The sequence below is a fragment of the Paraburkholderia sp. FW306-02-B genome, assembly GCF_058782725.1.
The window spans coordinates 3,509,437-3,524,847 of record NZ_JBYSXZ010000001.1; the positions used below are offsets into that span (position 1 = coordinate 3,509,437).

Here is a 15,411-nt window from a genome sequence, read left to right on the forward strand (position 1 = left end):
TCCCCAAATTCGATGTAGTCAGATGTGGGTGGCGCGCGCTTTCGACTGCTCTCCAGCGCGCTCGAGCGCCGCAAGCAGCGCCCGTTGTACCGTCGCCGCTCCTGGCGGCTATGCGCTATCAGTAGCGGATAACCGAGGCGCCCCACGTGAAGCCGCCGCCGACGCCTTCGATCAGCACGTTCTGGCCGCGCTTGATGCGGCCGTCGCGCACCGCGACGTCAAATGCGAGCGGAATGGACGCAGCCGACGTATTGCCGTGCTCGCCCACTGTGACGACCATGCGCTCCTGCGGCAAACCGAGCTTGCGGCAGGTGCTCTGCATGATGCGGATATTGGCCTGGTGCGGAATCAGCCAGTCGATCTGCTCGGCCGACAGACCGGCCTTCGCGAGTGCTTCGACCGCGACCTTTTCGAGCACGTTGACGGCGAGCTTGAACACGGCCTGTCCGTCCATATGCAGGAATGCGCTGCCGGCGACCACGCCGCCGTTCACATTGCCCGGCGTGCACAAAATGTTCGAATGACTACCGTCGGCGTGCAATGCGCTTGCCAGCACGCCCGGTTCTTCGGAAGCCGACAGGATCACCGCGCCCGCGCCGTCGCCAAACAGCACGCAGGTGGTGCGGTCATTGAAATCGAGAATGCGCGAGAAGGTTTCCGCGCCGATCACGAGCGCTGTGCGATGCTGGCCGCCGCGAATCAGGCTGTCCGCCATCGCCACCGCGTAAGCAAAGCCGGAACAGACGGCCTGCACGTCGAACGCCGCGCCGTTGTTCTTGATGCCGAGCTTGTTCTGCAACAGGCACGCGGTGCTCGGAAACACGAAGTCCGGCGTGGAGGTTGCAACGATGATCAGATCGATGGATTGCGGATCGATATCGGCTGCTTCGATCGCGCGTTGCGAAGCGATCAATGCCAGATCGCTGGTAGTGACATCAGGTTCGGCGAAGTGGCGCGCATGGATGCCCGTGCGGGCGACGATCCATTCGTCGCTCGTCTCGACGCCCTGCCTGGCGAGACGATCAGCCAGATCCTGATTGGTGACGCGCCCGGGCGGCAGATAACTGCCGGTGCCCAGCACGCGGGAATAAATTGTCGATTGAGCCATTATGCCTTCGAGGATTGCGCAGCGTAGGGCTCGGCCGGCTGGCCTGCGAGCGGGCTTGCGTGACCCGCGCCGCTTGCGTCGCGCGCTGCCTGTTCGAGAGAACCCGCGTTCTCTTCCATCGCTCGCGCAAGGCGCTCCAGCACGCCGTTTTTGACGGCATCATACCCGCGTTTGATAGCCCACTCAAACGCGTAGGCATCCGCCGAACCGTGGCTTTTGATCACCAGTCCGCGCAGGCCGAGCAGCGCGGCGCCGTTATATTGCCGATGGTCGACGCGTTTCTTGAAGCGCATCAATACCGGCAAGGCGAGCACCGCCATCACCTTGGTGAGCCACGAACGGCCGAACTCGTCCTTGATGATGTTGGAGAGCATCTGCGCGAGGCCTTCCGACGTCTTCAGCGCAACATTACCGACAAAACCGTCGCAGACGATCACGTCGACCGTGCCCTTGAAAATGTCGTTGCCCTCAACGTTGCCGTGAAAGTTAAGTGTACTCGCGCGCAGCAGTTCGCCGGCACGTTTGATGGTGTCGTTACCCTTGATGACTTCTTCGCCGATGTTGAGCAGGCCGATGGTAGGCCGCTCGCGGCCTTCGAGCGCGGACACGAGCGCGTGCCCCATCTCCGCGAACTGCAGCAGATGCTGCGGTTCGCAATCGACGTTGGCGCCCAGGTCGAGCATCATCGTATAGCCATTGGGATTGGGCAGTGCGGACGCAATGGCCGGGCGTTCGATGCCCGCCAGCGTTTTCAGCACATACCGCGAGACCGCCATCAGCGCGCCGGTGTTGCCGGCGGAAATGCAGGCTTGCGCCTCGCCTTCCTTGACGCGGTTCAGCGCCACGCGCATGGACGAATCTTTTTTCTTGCGTAGCGCGACTTCGACCGGATCGTCCATGGCGACGATCTCGGAAGCGGGTACGACGGTCAGCGCCGGCAAGTCCTGGGCCTTCAACTTCTTCAGCTGCGCACGAATCGCACTTTCAATGCCAACGAGCAGCAATTGCGCGTCGGGATGCGAACGAACGAAGTTGACGGCCGCGGGAACGGTCACGGACGGGCCGTGGTCGCCTCCCATGCAATCTATCGTGAGCTTTACTGTCATGGAGTGCGACGAATTTCAGGCGCCCTGCATGGGACCGCAGTAAGCGCTAAAGCGCCAACTGCGATCGACACAAAAAAGCGGCAGTTGAATGCCGCCTTTTTGCCGAGCCGGGAAAATGTCAAGCGAGCCGATCGCCACGCGAAACGCCAAGGGGCGCAACGCAGTGAAACGATTAGTCGTTCTTCGTCTTGACGACTTTCTTGCCGCGATAGTAGCCGTTCGGGCTAACGTGGTGACGCAGATGCACTTCGCCCGTGCTCGGTTCCACTGCCAGCGGCGCTGCCGTCAGGAAATCGTGCGAACGGTGCATGCCGCGCTTCGACGGCGACTTCTTATTTTGTTGAACTGCCATGACTAACTCCTAAAAATTTTCCGAATTCTAACACAGCCCGATCCGGTCTCCGCCACTGGCCGAATGGCCAATGCGCCCGCATCGCGCTCCCATGCAACTGTTCAGCGCTTCTTGTCGCCCGGCTCACCGCGCTTGAGACTTTCGAGCGCCGCAAACGGATTGGGCCGCTCGGGCTCGCCGCCCTCACCCGCTTCATCCGATGCGCCCTCGTCGCCCTCGCCTTCTGTACCTGCCACACCAGAGACGAGACTCTCGTGCACTTCGGGACAAACCTCGTGCTTGGGCACGAGCGGCAAGGAAAGCAGCAACTCTTCTTCGATCAAGTCGACGAGATCGAACTGGCGCGAGCCCACGATCACTTCGACTTCATCCTCGTCGAGCGGAAACTCTTCGGCTTCCGCCTCAGTGCTGACGATCCGGTAAGTTGCATCGACGTTGAACGCCTGCGAATACGGCGCCATGCACCGCTGACATTCGAGCCATGCGGCGCCGTGAATCGCGAGCCTCAGATAAGGCTGCGGACCCTCGGTGCCGTCGTCCTGCAATTCCGGCTGCGTCGCCCCTTCGGCTTGCCAGGTGAACGCGGTATCGCGGTCTGGCGCTTCTGCCGGGACTTCGTTTAACATGCGCGGCAGTTGCGAGACGCGCACGACACCCGCGGCCTGACGCCCACTCCGCGCAAATTCGAATAGATCGAGCTCATGCGGGTCGGTAAGACCAGCAGGGTTGCCAGGATGTTGAGTCATGTGCGCTCCTGCGTCGGCAAGGATTTCGCCGGGGGTAAATCGATCTGTACCGCAGCCCGCGAATCCTTTAAGGGACTCGCCTGCGCAATAGCATACCGATGAAAAGCCCGAAATGATATCCGTTTTGTCTTTTCGAGTCAAACACTTAAGCCCGTACATGCGCGCTGCTCGCGCAAGCCCGTACGCCCCGCCTCTCTAGCCGTTGGTTGACCATGCCAGACTCCCCCAATCGCCCGCCACGCCTGATTCTGGCGTCGAGTTCGCCTTATCGTCGCGAATTGCTCGGGCGCCTGCGTGCGCCGTTCGATGTCGTCGTGCCCGCGATCGACGAGACGCCGCTCATCGGCGAAACGCCGGAAGTGACCGCGCTGCGGCTCGCCGAAGCGAAAGCCCGCGCGGCGGCCGCAGGCCTCGGCGCCGATGAACCCGTGCTCGTGATCGGTTCCGATCAGGTGGCCACCTATGACGGCCTGCAGATCGGCAAGCCCGGCACGCATGACAAGGCGCTCGCCCAGTTGCAGGCGATGCGCGGCCGCGAAGTGCTGTTTCATAGTGCATTGTGCCTGTTCGACAGCCGCTCGGGCACGGCGCAATCCGTCGACGTAATTACGCGCGTGCTGTTCCGCAATCTGCCGGACGCCGTACTGGAAGCCTATCTGCGCGCCGAAACGCCCTACGACGTCGCGGGTAGCGCCAAATCCGAAGGCCTCGGCATCGCGTTGCTCGAGGCCATCCACTCGGACGATCCGACCGCGCTGGTCGGGCTGCCGTTGATCGCCCTGTCGCGCATGCTGATGGCGGCTGGGTATCCACTATTGGGGGCGCAATGAGCGGCACGCTGTATCTGATCCCGAACACGCTTGGCGAAGGCGATGCCGATGCGCTCGACGCCGTCCTGCCCGCGCCAGTACGCGCCCGCGCGGCCTCGCTGCACTATTACATCGGCGAAAACGCGAAAACCACGCGTGCATTTCTGAAGAAAGTCGGCACCGAACGGCCGATCCAGGAAATCGAGATTCGCGAACTGAACGTCAACACACCGGCGGGCGAGATCGACAAACTGCTCGCGCCGTTGCTGGCCGGCACTGACGCCGGCCTGGTATCCGAAGCCGGCTGCCCCGCGGTCGCCGATCCGGGCGCCCTGCTGGTGCGCCGCGCACATGAGCGCGGCGTCAAGGTCGTACCGTTTGTCGGACCGAGTTCAATATTGCTGGCGTTGATGGCTTCCGGCCTGAATGGCCAGAGCTTTGCTTTCCACGGCTATCTGCCGGTCGACGCCATCGAACGGGCCAAGCGTCTACGGGATCTGGAACAGCAATCGCGCAAGGCCAGGCAGACGCAGATTTTTATCGAGACGCCTTATCGGAATCGCGCGTTGCTCGACACGTTGCTGGCAACCTGCGCGCCGTCGACGCTGGTGTGCGTCGCAGTGGACCTGACACTGGAAACGGAGACCATCGCGAGCCGCACGGTGGCCGACTGGAAAAAAACCCCGGCTATCGATCTGCACAAGCGGCCGGCGATTTTCCTGATACTCGCCGTCTGATCCCCGCCTCGTTGAACGAAAAAGCACCGCGCTGTCGAGCAACGACCGCGCGGGGCTTTTTGCAACCGATCAACGCAAATTAAGCTTCCCGCCAAGCGCCATCGCGTGCACGGCGCCACTGCCGACCGCCGCGCCGAACTTGCGCGCAACACGCTCCGTAATGCTCTCCTTCACCGTGTAATCGACGATATCCGGCGCCTTGATGATCTCGCGCGCGACGTAATCCGCATCGCCGAAACCGTCGGCCAGACCGAGTTCGACGCTCTTCTGGCCAGTCCAGAACAAGCCGGAGAACATATCCGGCGTTTCATGCAGCCGTTTGCCGCGGCCTTGGCGAACCGCGGCGATGAACTGCGCGTGGATCTGGTCGAGCATGTCTTGCGCATGTTCGTCCATCTTCGGCGTTTCCGGCGAGAACGGATCGAAAAAGCCCTTATTCTCACCCGACGTGTGCAAGCGGCGCTGTACGCCCAGCTTGTCCATCAGGCCGGTAAAGCCAAAGCTGTCCATCAGCACGCCAATCGAACCGACAATGCTCGCCTTGTCCACGTAAATCCTGTCGGCGGCCGCGGCCGCATAATAGCCGCCTGACGCGCACATATCGCCGACCACGACGTACAACGGAATCGACGGGTACTTGGCCCGCAAACGGTGAATCTCGTTATAGATAATGCCCGCCTGCACCGGGCTGCCACCCGGGCTATTGCAACGCAAGATCACACCGGCGGTACCGGAGTCGTCGAACGCGCTTTGCAGCGCCGTGTTGATATCTTCAGCGTTCGCGTTCGTATCGGTGGAGATCTCGCCGTTAAGCGTAATCACTGCCGTATGCCGGCCGGTGGCCGCGACCTTGTCGCCGGAGAAATCGAATGCGGCCCACACCGCCAGCAGAAATACGATCAGGAACAGAAAGCGGAAGAAGATTTTCCACCGCCGCGCCGCGCGCTGTTCGCTAATGGCCGCGAGCGCGATGCGCTCGAGCGCTGCGCGCTCCCAGCCCGGCTCATCGGCAGGCGTGCGGGAGCGGCCTGTCAGGGACGGTTCTTTCGGTTCGGGAGTCAAGTTGTCGGACATGCGTTGCAGTGGAAAGATCGAAGAGGAAAAGTCAGAGACCCGCCGGGCGCAGTTCGCCGTCCGGCAGCCAGAATACGACGCGGCCTTCGGGTGTATCCCGCTCGTCCACCTGAACGGGGCGCAGCCTGCCGCCACGGCATGGACCACCGACACATCTGCCCGTATCCGGCGCGTAAATCGCGCCGTGCGTGGCGCACATCAAGTATAAACCGGAGGACTCGAAGAACTGCCCCTCGGCCCAGTCCAGTTCCATCGCCACGTGGGCACAGCGGTTCAGATAGCCGTACGCACGGCCATCATAGCGAACAAAAAACACCACCACTTCCGAGCCGCCGAGGGTAGCCGCGTGCCGCACACCGGCGCCGCCGTCGACCAGTTCCCCGGCCGCGCAAATCCGCACCGGTTCCACGGCCGCCCCGCCCAGGTGCTCATTCACGCGCTCGTTCATATGCCCACTCATGCGTTCTCGCGCAACCAGCCGGACAGCGCGCCAACGCTCGAGGCGACGAATTTTGGCGACAGCGCGGTCAACGAGCCCGCCGGATGCGCGCCATACGTCACGCCAATGCCCGCGACACCCGCATTGATCGCCATCTGCAGATCGTGCGTCGTATCGCCGACCATCACGGTGCGCGCGGGATCCTGCCCCAGTTCGCGCGTCAGTTCGTGCAGCATGGCCGGATGGGGCTTCGAGAACGTCTCGTCCGCACAGCGGGTGCCGTCGAACAGGCTTGTCAGACGCGACTGGTCGAGCGCGCGGTTCAGGCCGACGCGGCTTTTGCCCGTTGCCACCGCCAGCAGATAACCCTGATCGCGCAATTCCTGCAGCATCTCGCGCACGCCGGCGAACAGTTCGGTGGTCTGATCCTTCACTAAATAGTGGAAGCGGTAGCGCTCGGCCAGACGCGGGTAGTCAGCCGGCTCCAGCGTCGGCGCGGCGATTTGCAGGGCGTCGCGCAGGCCGAGTCCGATGACATAACTGGCGGCCTCGTCGGCGGGCACCGGCAAGCCGAGGTCGCGGCACGCCGCCTGGATGCTGCGCGTGATGTGCGCGGTCGAATCCATCAGCGTCCCGTCCCAGTCGAAGACGATCAGATCAAATTGCTCTCTAGCCATGCGGTGTCGTCTCCGGGTGTGACCCATTTCGTAATTCGTTGAGCTGCGCGATGAAACTGCGGCATTCGGCCGGCAACGGCGCCTCGAACTGCAGCGGCGCACCGGTTGCCGGGTGCGTCAGCTTGAGCCGGTACGCATGCAGGAACATGCGCTTGAGGCCCGGCTTCGCGTTGGCGCGCGCCAGCGCCTTGTTCAGCGCGAAGTCGCCGTATTTGGCGTCGCCGACGATCGGCAGTTCCAGATGCTGCAAATGGACGCGAATCTGATGCGTGCGGCCGGTCTTCAGTTCTGCCTCGAGCAGCGCGTACTCCGGCCAGCGGTCAATCAGATTGAATACCGTATGCGAAGCCAGTCCGTCCGGCTGCACGCGCACACGCCGTTCGCCGTCGGCGGTCAGATACTTGTGCAGCGGTTCCTTGACTGCCCGGCGGCGGCCCCAGTCGCTCGCCCATTCGCCGTGGACGCACGCATAGTAGCGCTTATCCATCCTGTTCTCGCGAATCTGCTCGTGCAGGCCGACCAGCGCGGCGCGCTTCTTCGCCAGCATCAGGATGCCGGAGGTCTCGCGGTCGAGCCGGTGCACCAATTCGAGGAATTTCGCCTGCGGCCGCGCTTCGCGCATCTGCTCGATCACGCCGAACGCCACCCCGCTGCCGCCATGGACCGCGACGCCGGCCGGTTTATCGATGACGAGCAGGTGCTCATCTTCAAAAATGATCTTGAAATGAGCGGCCGGCACCGGCGTCTGAGCGATCGATTCATTCGGTTGAGCGACGCGGATCGGCGGCACGCGCACCAGATCGCCGAGCTCGAGACGATGTTGCGCATCGACCCGGCCCTTATTTACCCGCACTTCCCCGCTGCGCAGGATGCGGTAAATATGGCTTTTCGGCACGCCCTTACAGACGCGCAACAGGAAGTTATCAATGCGCTGTCCGGCGGCACTGTCGTCGATCTCGATGATCGAGACCTGGTCACTTGCGACCGATTTCTGGGATATTTTGCCTAACTCTTTCATTCTGAATATAATTTGCCCAGCAGTCTGCGGCGGCCGGCGCAGTGTCCGGAATTCGGGCGGATTGCGCAGGTGCAAGCGATAAACCGTTATTTTACTTGCGCCGGGGTCTGGTTGCTCACCCTGAAAATGAGATGCAACAAGTTGCACGCACGAAGTCAGTGCCTGGCAGGGACGGCGCCCACAGGCGCGTTCGGTCAAGGTCGGCTTCGACGGTAACGGAATTTTGGTAAAAAAGAATTTAACTTTCAGCTTCGGTGTCGGGCGGTCTGACGCCTGTTGTCCGAAGCTGCCGGTTGCGAAAATACGGCGTGCGCCCGAGGCGTCTTGTAGAAAGTACAAGACATGGCGACGTCAAAATGAGGCGAGACACCCCCGGCGAGAAAAGACGCGCCTCCTGCGCGAACTTCTCGCTGCGGCACGACCGCAGCCTTCGACCCTCCGGTCACGCGCCCAGTTGGCGCACCGGCGCGAGTGGATGAAGGCGTATGAAGGTCTGCCGGCAGAACCCGCGGCGTGTCGGGCCGTTATTTGAAGCCGTGTTCGCATGTGCCCTGCGGCACCGTGTCCTTTTGATCGGACCGGGCCCTCTCAGGCAATTCTCCCGCCATTTTTCCCGCTCCAGCGTGCTTGTGAAAACACAATAAAGCGCGGCATGCCGCTGCCCTCTACGCTCTCGCGACTGACAACCGCGCAGCCAGGGGCAGCGCAAAGCCGTTCTGGAGCCGTTCAATGAAACGCATGTTGTTTAATGCGACGCAGCAGGAAGAACTGCGCGTCGCCATCGTCGATGGGCAAAAACTCATCGATATCGACATCGAAACCGCCGGGCGCGAACAGCGCAAAGGCAATATTTACAAGGGCATCATTACCCGCATCGAGCCGTCGCTCGAAGCCTGTTTCGTCAACTACGGCGAAGACCGCCACGGTTTTCTGCCGTTCAAGGAAGTCGCCCGCCAGTATTTCCGTGACGGCGTCGACATGCGCTCCGCGCGCATCCAGGACGCCCTGAAAGAAGGTCAGGAACTGATCGTTCAGGTCGAAAAGGAAGAGCGCGGCAACAAGGGCGCGGCCCTCACCACTTTCATTTCGCTGGCAGGCCGGTATCTCGTTTTGATGCCGAACAACCCGCGCGGCGGCGGCGTGTCGCGCCGGATCGAAGGCGACGACCGTCAGGAATTGCGCGAAACCATGGCGCAACTGCAGTTGCCGGAAGGCATGAGCATCATCGCGCGCACGGCCGGCATCGGCCGTTCCGCCGAAGAGCTGCAGTGGGACCTGAACTACCTGATGCAACTGTGGCGCGCGATCGAAGCGGCGTCGCAAAGCGGTTCGGCCGGCCAGCCGATGCTGATTTATCTCGAATCGAGCTTGGTGATCCGCGCGATTCGCGACTATTTCCAGCCGGATATCGGCGAAATCCTGATCGACACCACTGAAATCCATGATCAGGCCCGCGCCTTCATGGATATCGTGATGCCGGACAACGTCAGCAAGGTGAAGCGCTACCACGACGACGTGCCGCTGTTCTCGCGCTTCCAGATCGAGCACCAGATCGAAACCGCGTACTCGCGCACGGTTCCGCTGCCATCCGGCGGCGCCATCGTGATCGACCACACGGAAGCACTGGTCGCGATCGACGTGAACTCCGCGCGCGCCACCAAGGGCGCCGACATCGAGGAAACGGCTGCACGCACCAACCTCGAAGCCGCTGATGAAGTGGCCCGCCAGTTGCGCCTGCGCGACCTGGGCGGCCTGATCGTGATCGACTTCATCGACATGGAATCGGCCAAGAGCCAGCGCGAAGTCGAACAGCGCCTGAAAGACGCCTTGAAGCACGACCGTGCGCGCGTCCAGATGGGCAAGATCTCGCGTTTCGGCCTGATGGAACTGTCGCGTCAACGTCTGCGTCCGGCTCTGTCGGAAGGCAGCCACGTGACCTGCCCGCGCTGCAACGGCACGGGCCACATCCGCGATACCGAATCGTCCGCGCTGCAAGTGCTGCGGATCATTCAGGAAGAAGCGATGAAGGAAAACACCGCGGCGATCCACTGTCAGGTGCCGGTCGAAGTGACCGCCTTCCTGTTGAACGAAAAGCGCGCGGAAATCAACAAGATCGAATCGCGTTTCAAGGTCAACGTCGTTCTGATCCCGAACAAGCACCTCGATACACCGCATTACAAGCTCGAGCGCCTGCGTCACGACGATGCGCGCCTCGACGACCCGCGTGCTTCGTGGAAGATGGCCGAAGAAGCGGCCCGTGAACTGGAATCGGAAACCGGCTACAGCAAGCGCACCGAAGAAGTGAAGCCGAAGCAGGAAGCGGCGGTCAAGGGCATCACGCCTGAAAAGCCGGCGCCGAGCGCACCGGTTCGTCCGGCAGCAACCCCGGCTCCGGTGGCGGTCACCTCGGCTAGCGGCGGCTTCATCGGCTGGTTGAAGAATCTGTTCGGCATGCAGCCGGCAACGCCGGCGCCTGTCGCACCGGCTACCACCGAAAAGCAGGCACGTCCGCAGCGCGGCGAACGCACGGAGCGCGGTGAGCGCACCGGCGAACGCAGCGGCGATCGCAACCGCAATCGCCGTGGCGGCGCAGGCGGCCGCGATGCGGCGGGCCGCGGCGAAGGCGCGACGGGTGGCCGTCAGGCTCAAGCTCAGCAGCCGTCGCAGCGTCGCGAAGAACGCGAACCGCGTGAAGGTCGTGAGGCACGCGAGGGCCGTGAAGCACGTGAACCGCGTGGTAATCGTGAGCCGCGCGAAGCACGTGAAGGCCGCGAACCGCGCGAGGGTCGTGAGCCGCGTGAAGGCCGCGAGGGTCGCGAAAGCCGTGACAATCGCGGCAATGAGCGCGCCGAAACCGTGGAAAGCGCAGCGCGTGGCGAACGTCAGGAACGTGGCGAACGCCGTGAGCGTGGCGAGCGTGGTGAACGCGGCGAGCGCCGCAAGCAGCAACCGGAAGCCGCTGATGCACTGACGCAAAACGAAGCGCAAGCGGCAGAAGAACTGGCGCAAAACCAGGCCGCGTTGGGCGAAAACGGTGCGCCGGTCGATCAGGAAGCGGTGGCGCGTGAAGGTGAAGAGCGCCGTCGCCGCCGTCGCGGCCGTCGCGGTGGCCGTCGCGAGCGTGAAGAAGATGGTGTGAACGGCAATCTGGCTGCGGATGTCGCGGAAGCCGAAGGCGACACCGTGACCGATGAAGCGCCGGTACGTACGCCGCATCAACCGGTCGAGCGCAAGGTCGAGGTCAATGAAGCGAAGGCAGTGCCCCCGGCGGAAGTGGCGGTCGCGGCTGTTGTGACTGAAACCGCTGTGGTCACCGAGTTGCACGCTGCAACTGAAACGCCGGCTCCGGCCGTCGAGACGGCTGTGAAGACGGAAACGGTTGCGCCGGTCGCTGAAGCGCCGGTGGCATCGGTTGCAGTCGAGCCGGTGGTGCAGGCTGCTGTCGCGCCTGTCGAAGCAGCGCAAGCCACGCAAGTCGCCAGCGAGACCGTTTCGCTGGTCGAACCGGTGGCCCACGTTGAAGCACCCGTTGCAGCGCCGGTCGAAACCCGCGTTGAAGCGCCGGTCGCGGCTCCGGTTGTCGAAGCTCAAGCCGCACCGGCGCCGGTCGTTGCATCGGCCCCGGCCGCTGTGGTGGAAGCAGTCGAAGCACCGGCAGTTCAGCCGGCGCCGCAAGCGGAGATCGCCGAGCCGCAGCCGGTCATTGCAGCGGTTGCACCGGCAGCAGAGCCGGCAGTCGTTGAGCCGGCGCCTGTTGCCGCTGCGCCGCAAGCGTCGCGCAAGAGCTATGTGTCCGAGGAGTCCCTGCAACCGGTGCTGGAACAGGCAGGCCTCGTTTGGGTGAACACGGACGCCAACAAGCTGCGGGCCGCGCAAGAAGCTGCTGCGCAAACCACCAAGCCGGCTCGCGTCGTGCGCGAGCGCAAACCGTTGCCGCCGCTCGACAGCGCGCCGATGCAACAAGTGGAAACGGGTAAGCACTCGCAGTAAGCTGCCCGTCGCCATGCAAAAAGCCCGCCCTAACCGGCGGGCTTTTTGTTTATGGGGGCCGGAAAGCCACGCATTGGACGCTTTATGTCCGCCCCGGTATACCCGGAGAGCGCCCGGGGTGCGGCGGCGGCCCAATGCATTTCCGCTAGAATGAAGATCTAGGTTCCAAACCAAGCTCCAATCGAAGCAATTCATGTCCCGACGCATCATCCCTGTTGCCGATTTCAGCGCGGTGCCGGTTATCTCCGGCCCTGTGCAAGCGCCCAGCGGCGCGCTGCACGACGCGCTGGCGCGCCCGCTGCGCGACCTGCGCATCTCGGTGACGGATCGCTGCAATTTCCGCTGCGTCTACTGTATGCCGCGCGCGGTGTTCGACAAGGACTACGCCTTTTTGCCGCATAGCGCGCTGTTGAGCTTCGAGGAAATCGAACGGCTGGCGCGGCTCTTCGTCGCACATGGCGTCGAGAAAATCCGGCTGACGGGCGGCGAGCCGCTGCTGCGCAAGAATCTGGAATTCCTGATCGAGCGCCTCGCGCAACTCACCACGGCGGAAGGCCGCCCGCTCGATCTGACGCTGACCACCAATGGCTCGCTGCTGGAACGCAAGGCGCGCAGCCTGAAGGACGCCGGTTTGACCCGCGTCACGGTCAGTCTCGACGCGCTGGACGACACCCTGTTTCGCCGCATGAACGACGCCGACTTCGCGGTCGGCGACGTGCTGAACGGCATCGCCGCCGCCCAGGCAGTCGGGCTCGCGCCGATCAAGGTCAACATGGTGGTCAAGCGCGGCACCAACGACAGCGAAATCGTGCCGATGGCGCGCCACTTCAGAGGCTCGGGCGCGGTGCTGCGCTTTATCGAATACATGGACGTCGGCACCTCGAACGGCTGGAACATGGCTGAAGTGCTGCCGTCCGCCGACGTCGTGACGCGCGTCGCCGAGCATTTCCCGCTCGTGCCGCTCGAAGCGCATAGCGCCGCCGAGACAGCGCAGCGCTGGGGTTACGTGGACGGTGGCGGCGAGATCGGCGTGATTTCGAGTGTCACGCGCGCGTTTTGCGGCAGTTGCACGCGCGCGCGGCTGTCGACCGAGGGCAAGCTGTATCTGTGCCTGTTCGCGTCGTCGGGCCATGATCTGCGCGCACTGTTGCGCGGCGGCGCGAGCGATGCGGATATCGCCACTGCCGTCGCCGAAATCTGGCAAGGCCGCACCGACCGCTATTCGGAATTGCGCGGCAGTAACACGGCAGAGGCGCACGCGCAGGATGGCCGCCGTGTCGAAATGTCGTATATCGGCGGCTGAGCAGCCGGGCGCATGAATCCTGAGCGCGAGCACATCACCGGTCTGGTCCTCGCGGGCGGACGCGGCATGCGTATGGGCGGCGTCGACAAGGGGCTGCAACTGCTGCACGGCGAGCCGCTCGCTTCCCATGTGCTGAAACGAATCGCACCGCAGACCGGCGCCCTGCTCATCAGCGCCAATCGCCACGCGGACGCCTACGCCGCACTCGGTGCGCCGTTCGGCGCCAAGGTCGTTGCCGATACCCTGCCCGGCTTTCCGGGACCTCTGGCAGGCTTGCTCGCCGGGCTGCGCGAGGCCAACACCGCGTACGTTCTGAGCGCACCGTGCGACACGCCGGGGCTGCCCGCCGATCTCGCCGCCCGCCTCGCGCACGCCCTGGACTCGAACCAGGCCGACCTCGCCACCGTCACCACCGCGGACGCCGAGGGCAACGTCTCGCTCCATCCGGTGTTCGCGTTGTTGCGCACAAGTCTGGCCGACGACCTGTCGGCCTTTCTGGAAGCCGGTGAACGGAAGGTTCGCGCGTGGTACGCGCGCCACAAGACGGTGGAAGTCGCCTTTACCGACGAGCGCGCGTTTTACAATATCAATTCGTTACAAGAACTCGCCGACCTCGAACGTTGTTGAGGCCCCGGTTGAAATCCTGCTCCGGCCGCATGGCAAATACCGGTCCCGCCTCCGGTCGCGACGTCTAGCTCTTCATGACCACGCTTAACGAATTTTCCCGCTGCGTCGCGCAGTACGATCCTCACGCGCTACCTGTTTCGGCCGCCCAGGCGATCGTCCGCGAGTGGGCCACGCCGATTACGGCAATCGAACGTGTGCCGCTGCGCGACGCACTCGACCGCGTGCTGGCAGCCGACATTGTGTCGCCGATCGACGTCCCCGCGCACGACAACTCGGCAATGGACGGCTACGCATTCAACCGGGCAGCGCTGGCAACCGGTGCGTCCATGGTCGACCTGACCATCGTCGGCAAGGCACTGGCGGGCCATCCGTTCGCGGGCCACGTCGCGGCGGCGCAGTGCGTGCGCGTGATGACAGGCGCCTGCATGCCGGCCGATTGCGATACCGTCGTGCCGCAGGAGCTCGTCGAGCGCAGCGGCGATTCCGCGACCATCCGTTTCGCTGCGAATGCCCTGTCAGCCGGCTCCAACCGGCGCCTCGCAGGTGAAGACCTTGCTCGCGGTCATGCGGCGCTGCGAGCCGGCCGTATCATGCGCGCATCGGATCTCGGCTTGCTGGCGTCGCTCGGTATCGGCGAAGTCAGCGTGCGGCGGCGTTTGCGTGTCGCCTTCTTCTCGACCGGCGACGAATTGCGCTCGCTCGGCGAGTCGCTCGACCCGGGCTCCGTGTACGACAGCAATCGCTACACGCTATTTGCGATGCTCCGGCGTCTGAACGTGGACACGCTCGATCTGGGCGTGGTGCGCGACCAGCCTGCCGCGCTCGAAGCCGCGTTACGCAGCGCCGCTGCCAGCGCGGACGTGGTGCTGACCTCCGGCGGCGTCTCGGTCGGTGAAGCGGATTTCACCAAGCAGTTGCTGCAGACATTCGGCGATGTCGCCTTCTGGAGTCTGGCGATGCGTCCGGGCCGGCCGCTCGCTTTCGGCCGCGTCTGGTCCGGCGCGCATCCGGGTCTCGGGCTGCCTGCGCTATTCTTCGGCTTACCGGGCAATCCGGTCGCGGTCATGGTGACGTTCTATCAAATCGTGCGCGAGGTGCTGCTGCGGATGTCCGGCGCGACGCCGCAAGCGTTGCCGGTCATTCATGCTGCGAGCCGCCGCGCAATCCGCAAACGCGCCGGCCGCACTGAATACCAGCGCGGCGTGGCCGAACAGGACGCGAGCGGTCAATGGCACGTCACGCCGACTGGCTCGCAAAGCTCCGGCGTGCTGAGTTCGATGAGCGAAGCGAATTGCTTCATCGTACTCAGGCACGACGAAGCCGACATTGCCGAGGGTGAACGCGTCGATATCATGCTGTTCGATGGTCTTATCTAACGCCTGATTTGCCGCTCATTTGCCACATTACCCACCACTACTACGACAT

14 protein-coding genes are annotated in these 15,411 nt (G+C 63.6%); 6 read left to right on the forward strand and 8 right to left on the reverse strand.

The window, feature by feature from the left end; genetic code table 11:
• Positions 1-118: 118 nt before the first annotated feature.
• From AC3WOG_RS15495 to AC3WOG_RS15510, 4 genes are all read right to left on the reverse strand, one after another.
• On the reverse strand, positions 119-1,108 hold the full coding sequence (locus AC3WOG_RS15495) for a beta-ketoacyl-ACP synthase III (RefSeq protein WP_492578808.1): 990 nt from the start codon (positions 1,106-1,108) through the stop codon (positions 119-121).
• Entirely contained in the window at positions 1,108-2,214 is a 1,107-nt protein-coding gene (plsX, locus tag AC3WOG_RS15500; RefSeq protein WP_492578809.1) for a phosphate acyltransferase PlsX, read from the reverse strand. The genes AC3WOG_RS15495 and plsX overlap by 1 nt, the downstream gene beginning before the upstream one ends.
• A gap of 172 nt (positions 2,215-2,386) precedes the next feature.
• Positions 2,387-2,566, reverse strand: a complete 180-nt coding sequence (gene rpmF / locus AC3WOG_RS15505) for a 50S ribosomal protein L32 (protein WP_006051932.1) — start codon at positions 2,564-2,566, stop codon at positions 2,387-2,389.
• A gap of 101 nt (positions 2,567-2,667) precedes the next feature.
• A complete protein-coding gene (locus AC3WOG_RS15510; RefSeq protein ID WP_492578810.1) occupies positions 2,668-3,312 on the reverse strand; it encodes a DUF177 domain-containing protein in 645 nt (214 codons plus the stop codon).
• Positions 3,313-3,524: 212 nt separating this feature from the next.
• Here AC3WOG_RS15510 and AC3WOG_RS15515 point away from each other — a divergent pair, with 212 nt between their 5' ends.
• Together AC3WOG_RS15515 and AC3WOG_RS15520 are read left to right on the forward strand one after the other, a co-directional pair.
• Complete coding sequence (locus AC3WOG_RS15515; RefSeq protein ID WP_492578811.1) at positions 3,525-4,142, forward strand: Maf-like protein; 618 nt, start codon at positions 3,525-3,527, stop codon at positions 4,140-4,142.
• The gene (locus AC3WOG_RS15520; RefSeq protein ID WP_492578812.1) at positions 4,139-4,858 is read left to right on the forward strand and encodes an SAM-dependent methyltransferase; all 720 of its coding nucleotides are present in this window, start codon (positions 4,139-4,141) and stop codon (positions 4,856-4,858) included. The genes AC3WOG_RS15515 and AC3WOG_RS15520 overlap by 4 nt, the downstream gene beginning before the upstream one ends.
• A 69-nt stretch (positions 4,859-4,927) precedes the next feature.
• Here the strand turns inward: AC3WOG_RS15520 and AC3WOG_RS15525 are convergent, their stop codons facing one another.
• From AC3WOG_RS15525 to AC3WOG_RS15540, 4 genes are read right to left on the reverse strand one after another with little or no spacing between them, the layout of a single operon-like run.
• The gene (locus AC3WOG_RS15525; protein WP_492578813.1) at positions 4,928-5,932 is read right to left on the reverse strand and encodes a S49 family peptidase; all 1,005 of its coding nucleotides are present in this window, start codon (positions 5,930-5,932) and stop codon (positions 4,928-4,930) included.
• Between the two features lie 31 nt (positions 5,933-5,963).
• Positions 5,964-6,380, reverse strand: coding sequence for a Rieske (2Fe-2S) protein (locus AC3WOG_RS15530; protein ID WP_492578814.1), 417 nt, complete (start codon positions 6,378-6,380; stop codon positions 5,964-5,966).
• Positions 6,381-6,388: 8 nt separating this feature from the next.
• Complete coding sequence (locus AC3WOG_RS15535; RefSeq protein WP_492578815.1) at positions 6,389-7,048, reverse strand: HAD-IIIA family hydrolase; 660 nt, start codon at positions 7,046-7,048, stop codon at positions 6,389-6,391.
• Positions 7,041-8,066, reverse strand: a complete 1,026-nt coding sequence (locus AC3WOG_RS15540; RefSeq protein ID WP_492578816.1) for an RluA family pseudouridine synthase — start codon at positions 8,064-8,066, stop codon at positions 7,041-7,043. The genes AC3WOG_RS15535 and AC3WOG_RS15540 overlap by 8 nt, the downstream gene beginning before the upstream one ends.
• 729 nt (positions 8,067-8,795) lie before the next feature.
• Between AC3WOG_RS15540 and AC3WOG_RS15545 the strand changes: the two genes are divergently transcribed.
• The 4 genes from AC3WOG_RS15545 (at position 8,796) to moeA (ending at position 15,362) form a co-directional block, all read left to right on the forward strand.
• Positions 8,796-12,056 carry an Rne/Rng family ribonuclease gene (locus AC3WOG_RS15545; protein WP_492578817.1) on the forward strand — a complete coding sequence of 1,087 codons (3,261 nt, stop codon included), beginning with the start codon at positions 8,796-8,798 and terminating at the stop codon, positions 12,054-12,056.
• Positions 12,057-12,249: 193 nt separating this feature from the next.
• A complete protein-coding gene (gene moaA, locus AC3WOG_RS15550) occupies positions 12,250-13,359 on the forward strand; it encodes a GTP 3',8-cyclase MoaA (RefSeq protein ID WP_492578818.1) in 1,110 nt (369 codons plus the stop codon).
• A gap of 12 nt (positions 13,360-13,371) precedes the next feature.
• Positions 13,372-13,986 carry a molybdenum cofactor guanylyltransferase MobA gene (gene mobA / locus AC3WOG_RS15555; RefSeq protein ID WP_492578819.1) on the forward strand — a complete coding sequence of 205 codons (615 nt, stop codon included), beginning with the start codon at positions 13,372-13,374 and terminating at the stop codon, positions 13,984-13,986.
• Between the two features lie 74 nt (positions 13,987-14,060).
• The gene (moeA, locus tag AC3WOG_RS15560) at positions 14,061-15,362 is read left to right on the forward strand and encodes a molybdopterin molybdotransferase MoeA (protein ID WP_492578820.1); all 1,302 of its coding nucleotides are present in this window, start codon (positions 14,061-14,063) and stop codon (positions 15,360-15,362) included.
• Positions 15,363-15,411: the final 49 nt, after the last annotated feature.

Excerpts from the sequence above, each read along its gene's own strand:
- AC3WOG_RS15495 (WP_492578808.1), bottom strand. The coding sequence starts at position 1,108 with ATGGCTCAATCGACAATTTATTCCCGCGTGCTGGGCACCGGCAGTTAT.
- moeA (WP_492578820.1), top strand. The coding sequence starts at position 14,061 with ATGACCACGCTTAACGAATTTTCCCGCTGCGTCGCGCAGTACGATCCT.
- AC3WOG_RS15530 (WP_492578814.1), bottom strand. The coding sequence starts at position 6,380 with ATGAACGAGCGCGTGAATGAGCACCTGGGCGGGGCGGCCGTGGAACCG.
- AC3WOG_RS15510 (WP_492578810.1), bottom strand. The coding sequence starts at position 3,312 with ATGACTCAACATCCTGGCAACCCTGCTGGTCTTACCGACCCGCATGAG.
- AC3WOG_RS15520 (WP_492578812.1), top strand. The coding sequence starts at position 4,139 with ATGAGCGGCACGCTGTATCTGATCCCGAACACGCTTGGCGAAGGCGAT.
- AC3WOG_RS15525 (WP_492578813.1), bottom strand. The coding sequence starts at position 5,932 with ATGTCCGACAACTTGACTCCCGAACCGAAAGAACCGTCCCTGACAGGC.
- mobA (WP_492578819.1), top strand. The coding sequence starts at position 13,372 with ATGAATCCTGAGCGCGAGCACATCACCGGTCTGGTCCTCGCGGGCGGA.
- moaA (WP_492578818.1), top strand. The coding sequence starts at position 12,250 with ATGTCCCGACGCATCATCCCTGTTGCCGATTTCAGCGCGGTGCCGGTT.
- AC3WOG_RS15545 (WP_492578817.1), top strand. The coding sequence starts at position 8,796 with ATGAAACGCATGTTGTTTAATGCGACGCAGCAGGAAGAACTGCGCGTC.
- AC3WOG_RS15540 (WP_492578816.1), bottom strand. The coding sequence starts at position 8,066 with ATGAAAGAGTTAGGCAAAATATCCCAGAAATCGGTCGCAAGTGACCAG.
- AC3WOG_RS15515 (WP_492578811.1), top strand. The coding sequence starts at position 3,525 with ATGCCAGACTCCCCCAATCGCCCGCCACGCCTGATTCTGGCGTCGAGT.
- plsX (WP_492578809.1), bottom strand. The coding sequence starts at position 2,214 with ATGACAGTAAAGCTCACGATAGATTGCATGGGAGGCGACCACGGCCCG.
- rpmF (WP_006051932.1), bottom strand. The coding sequence starts at position 2,566 with ATGGCAGTTCAACAAAATAAGAAGTCGCCGTCGAAGCGCGGCATGCAC.
- AC3WOG_RS15535 (WP_492578815.1), bottom strand. The coding sequence starts at position 7,048 with ATGGCTAGAGAGCAATTTGATCTGATCGTCTTCGACTGGGACGGGACG.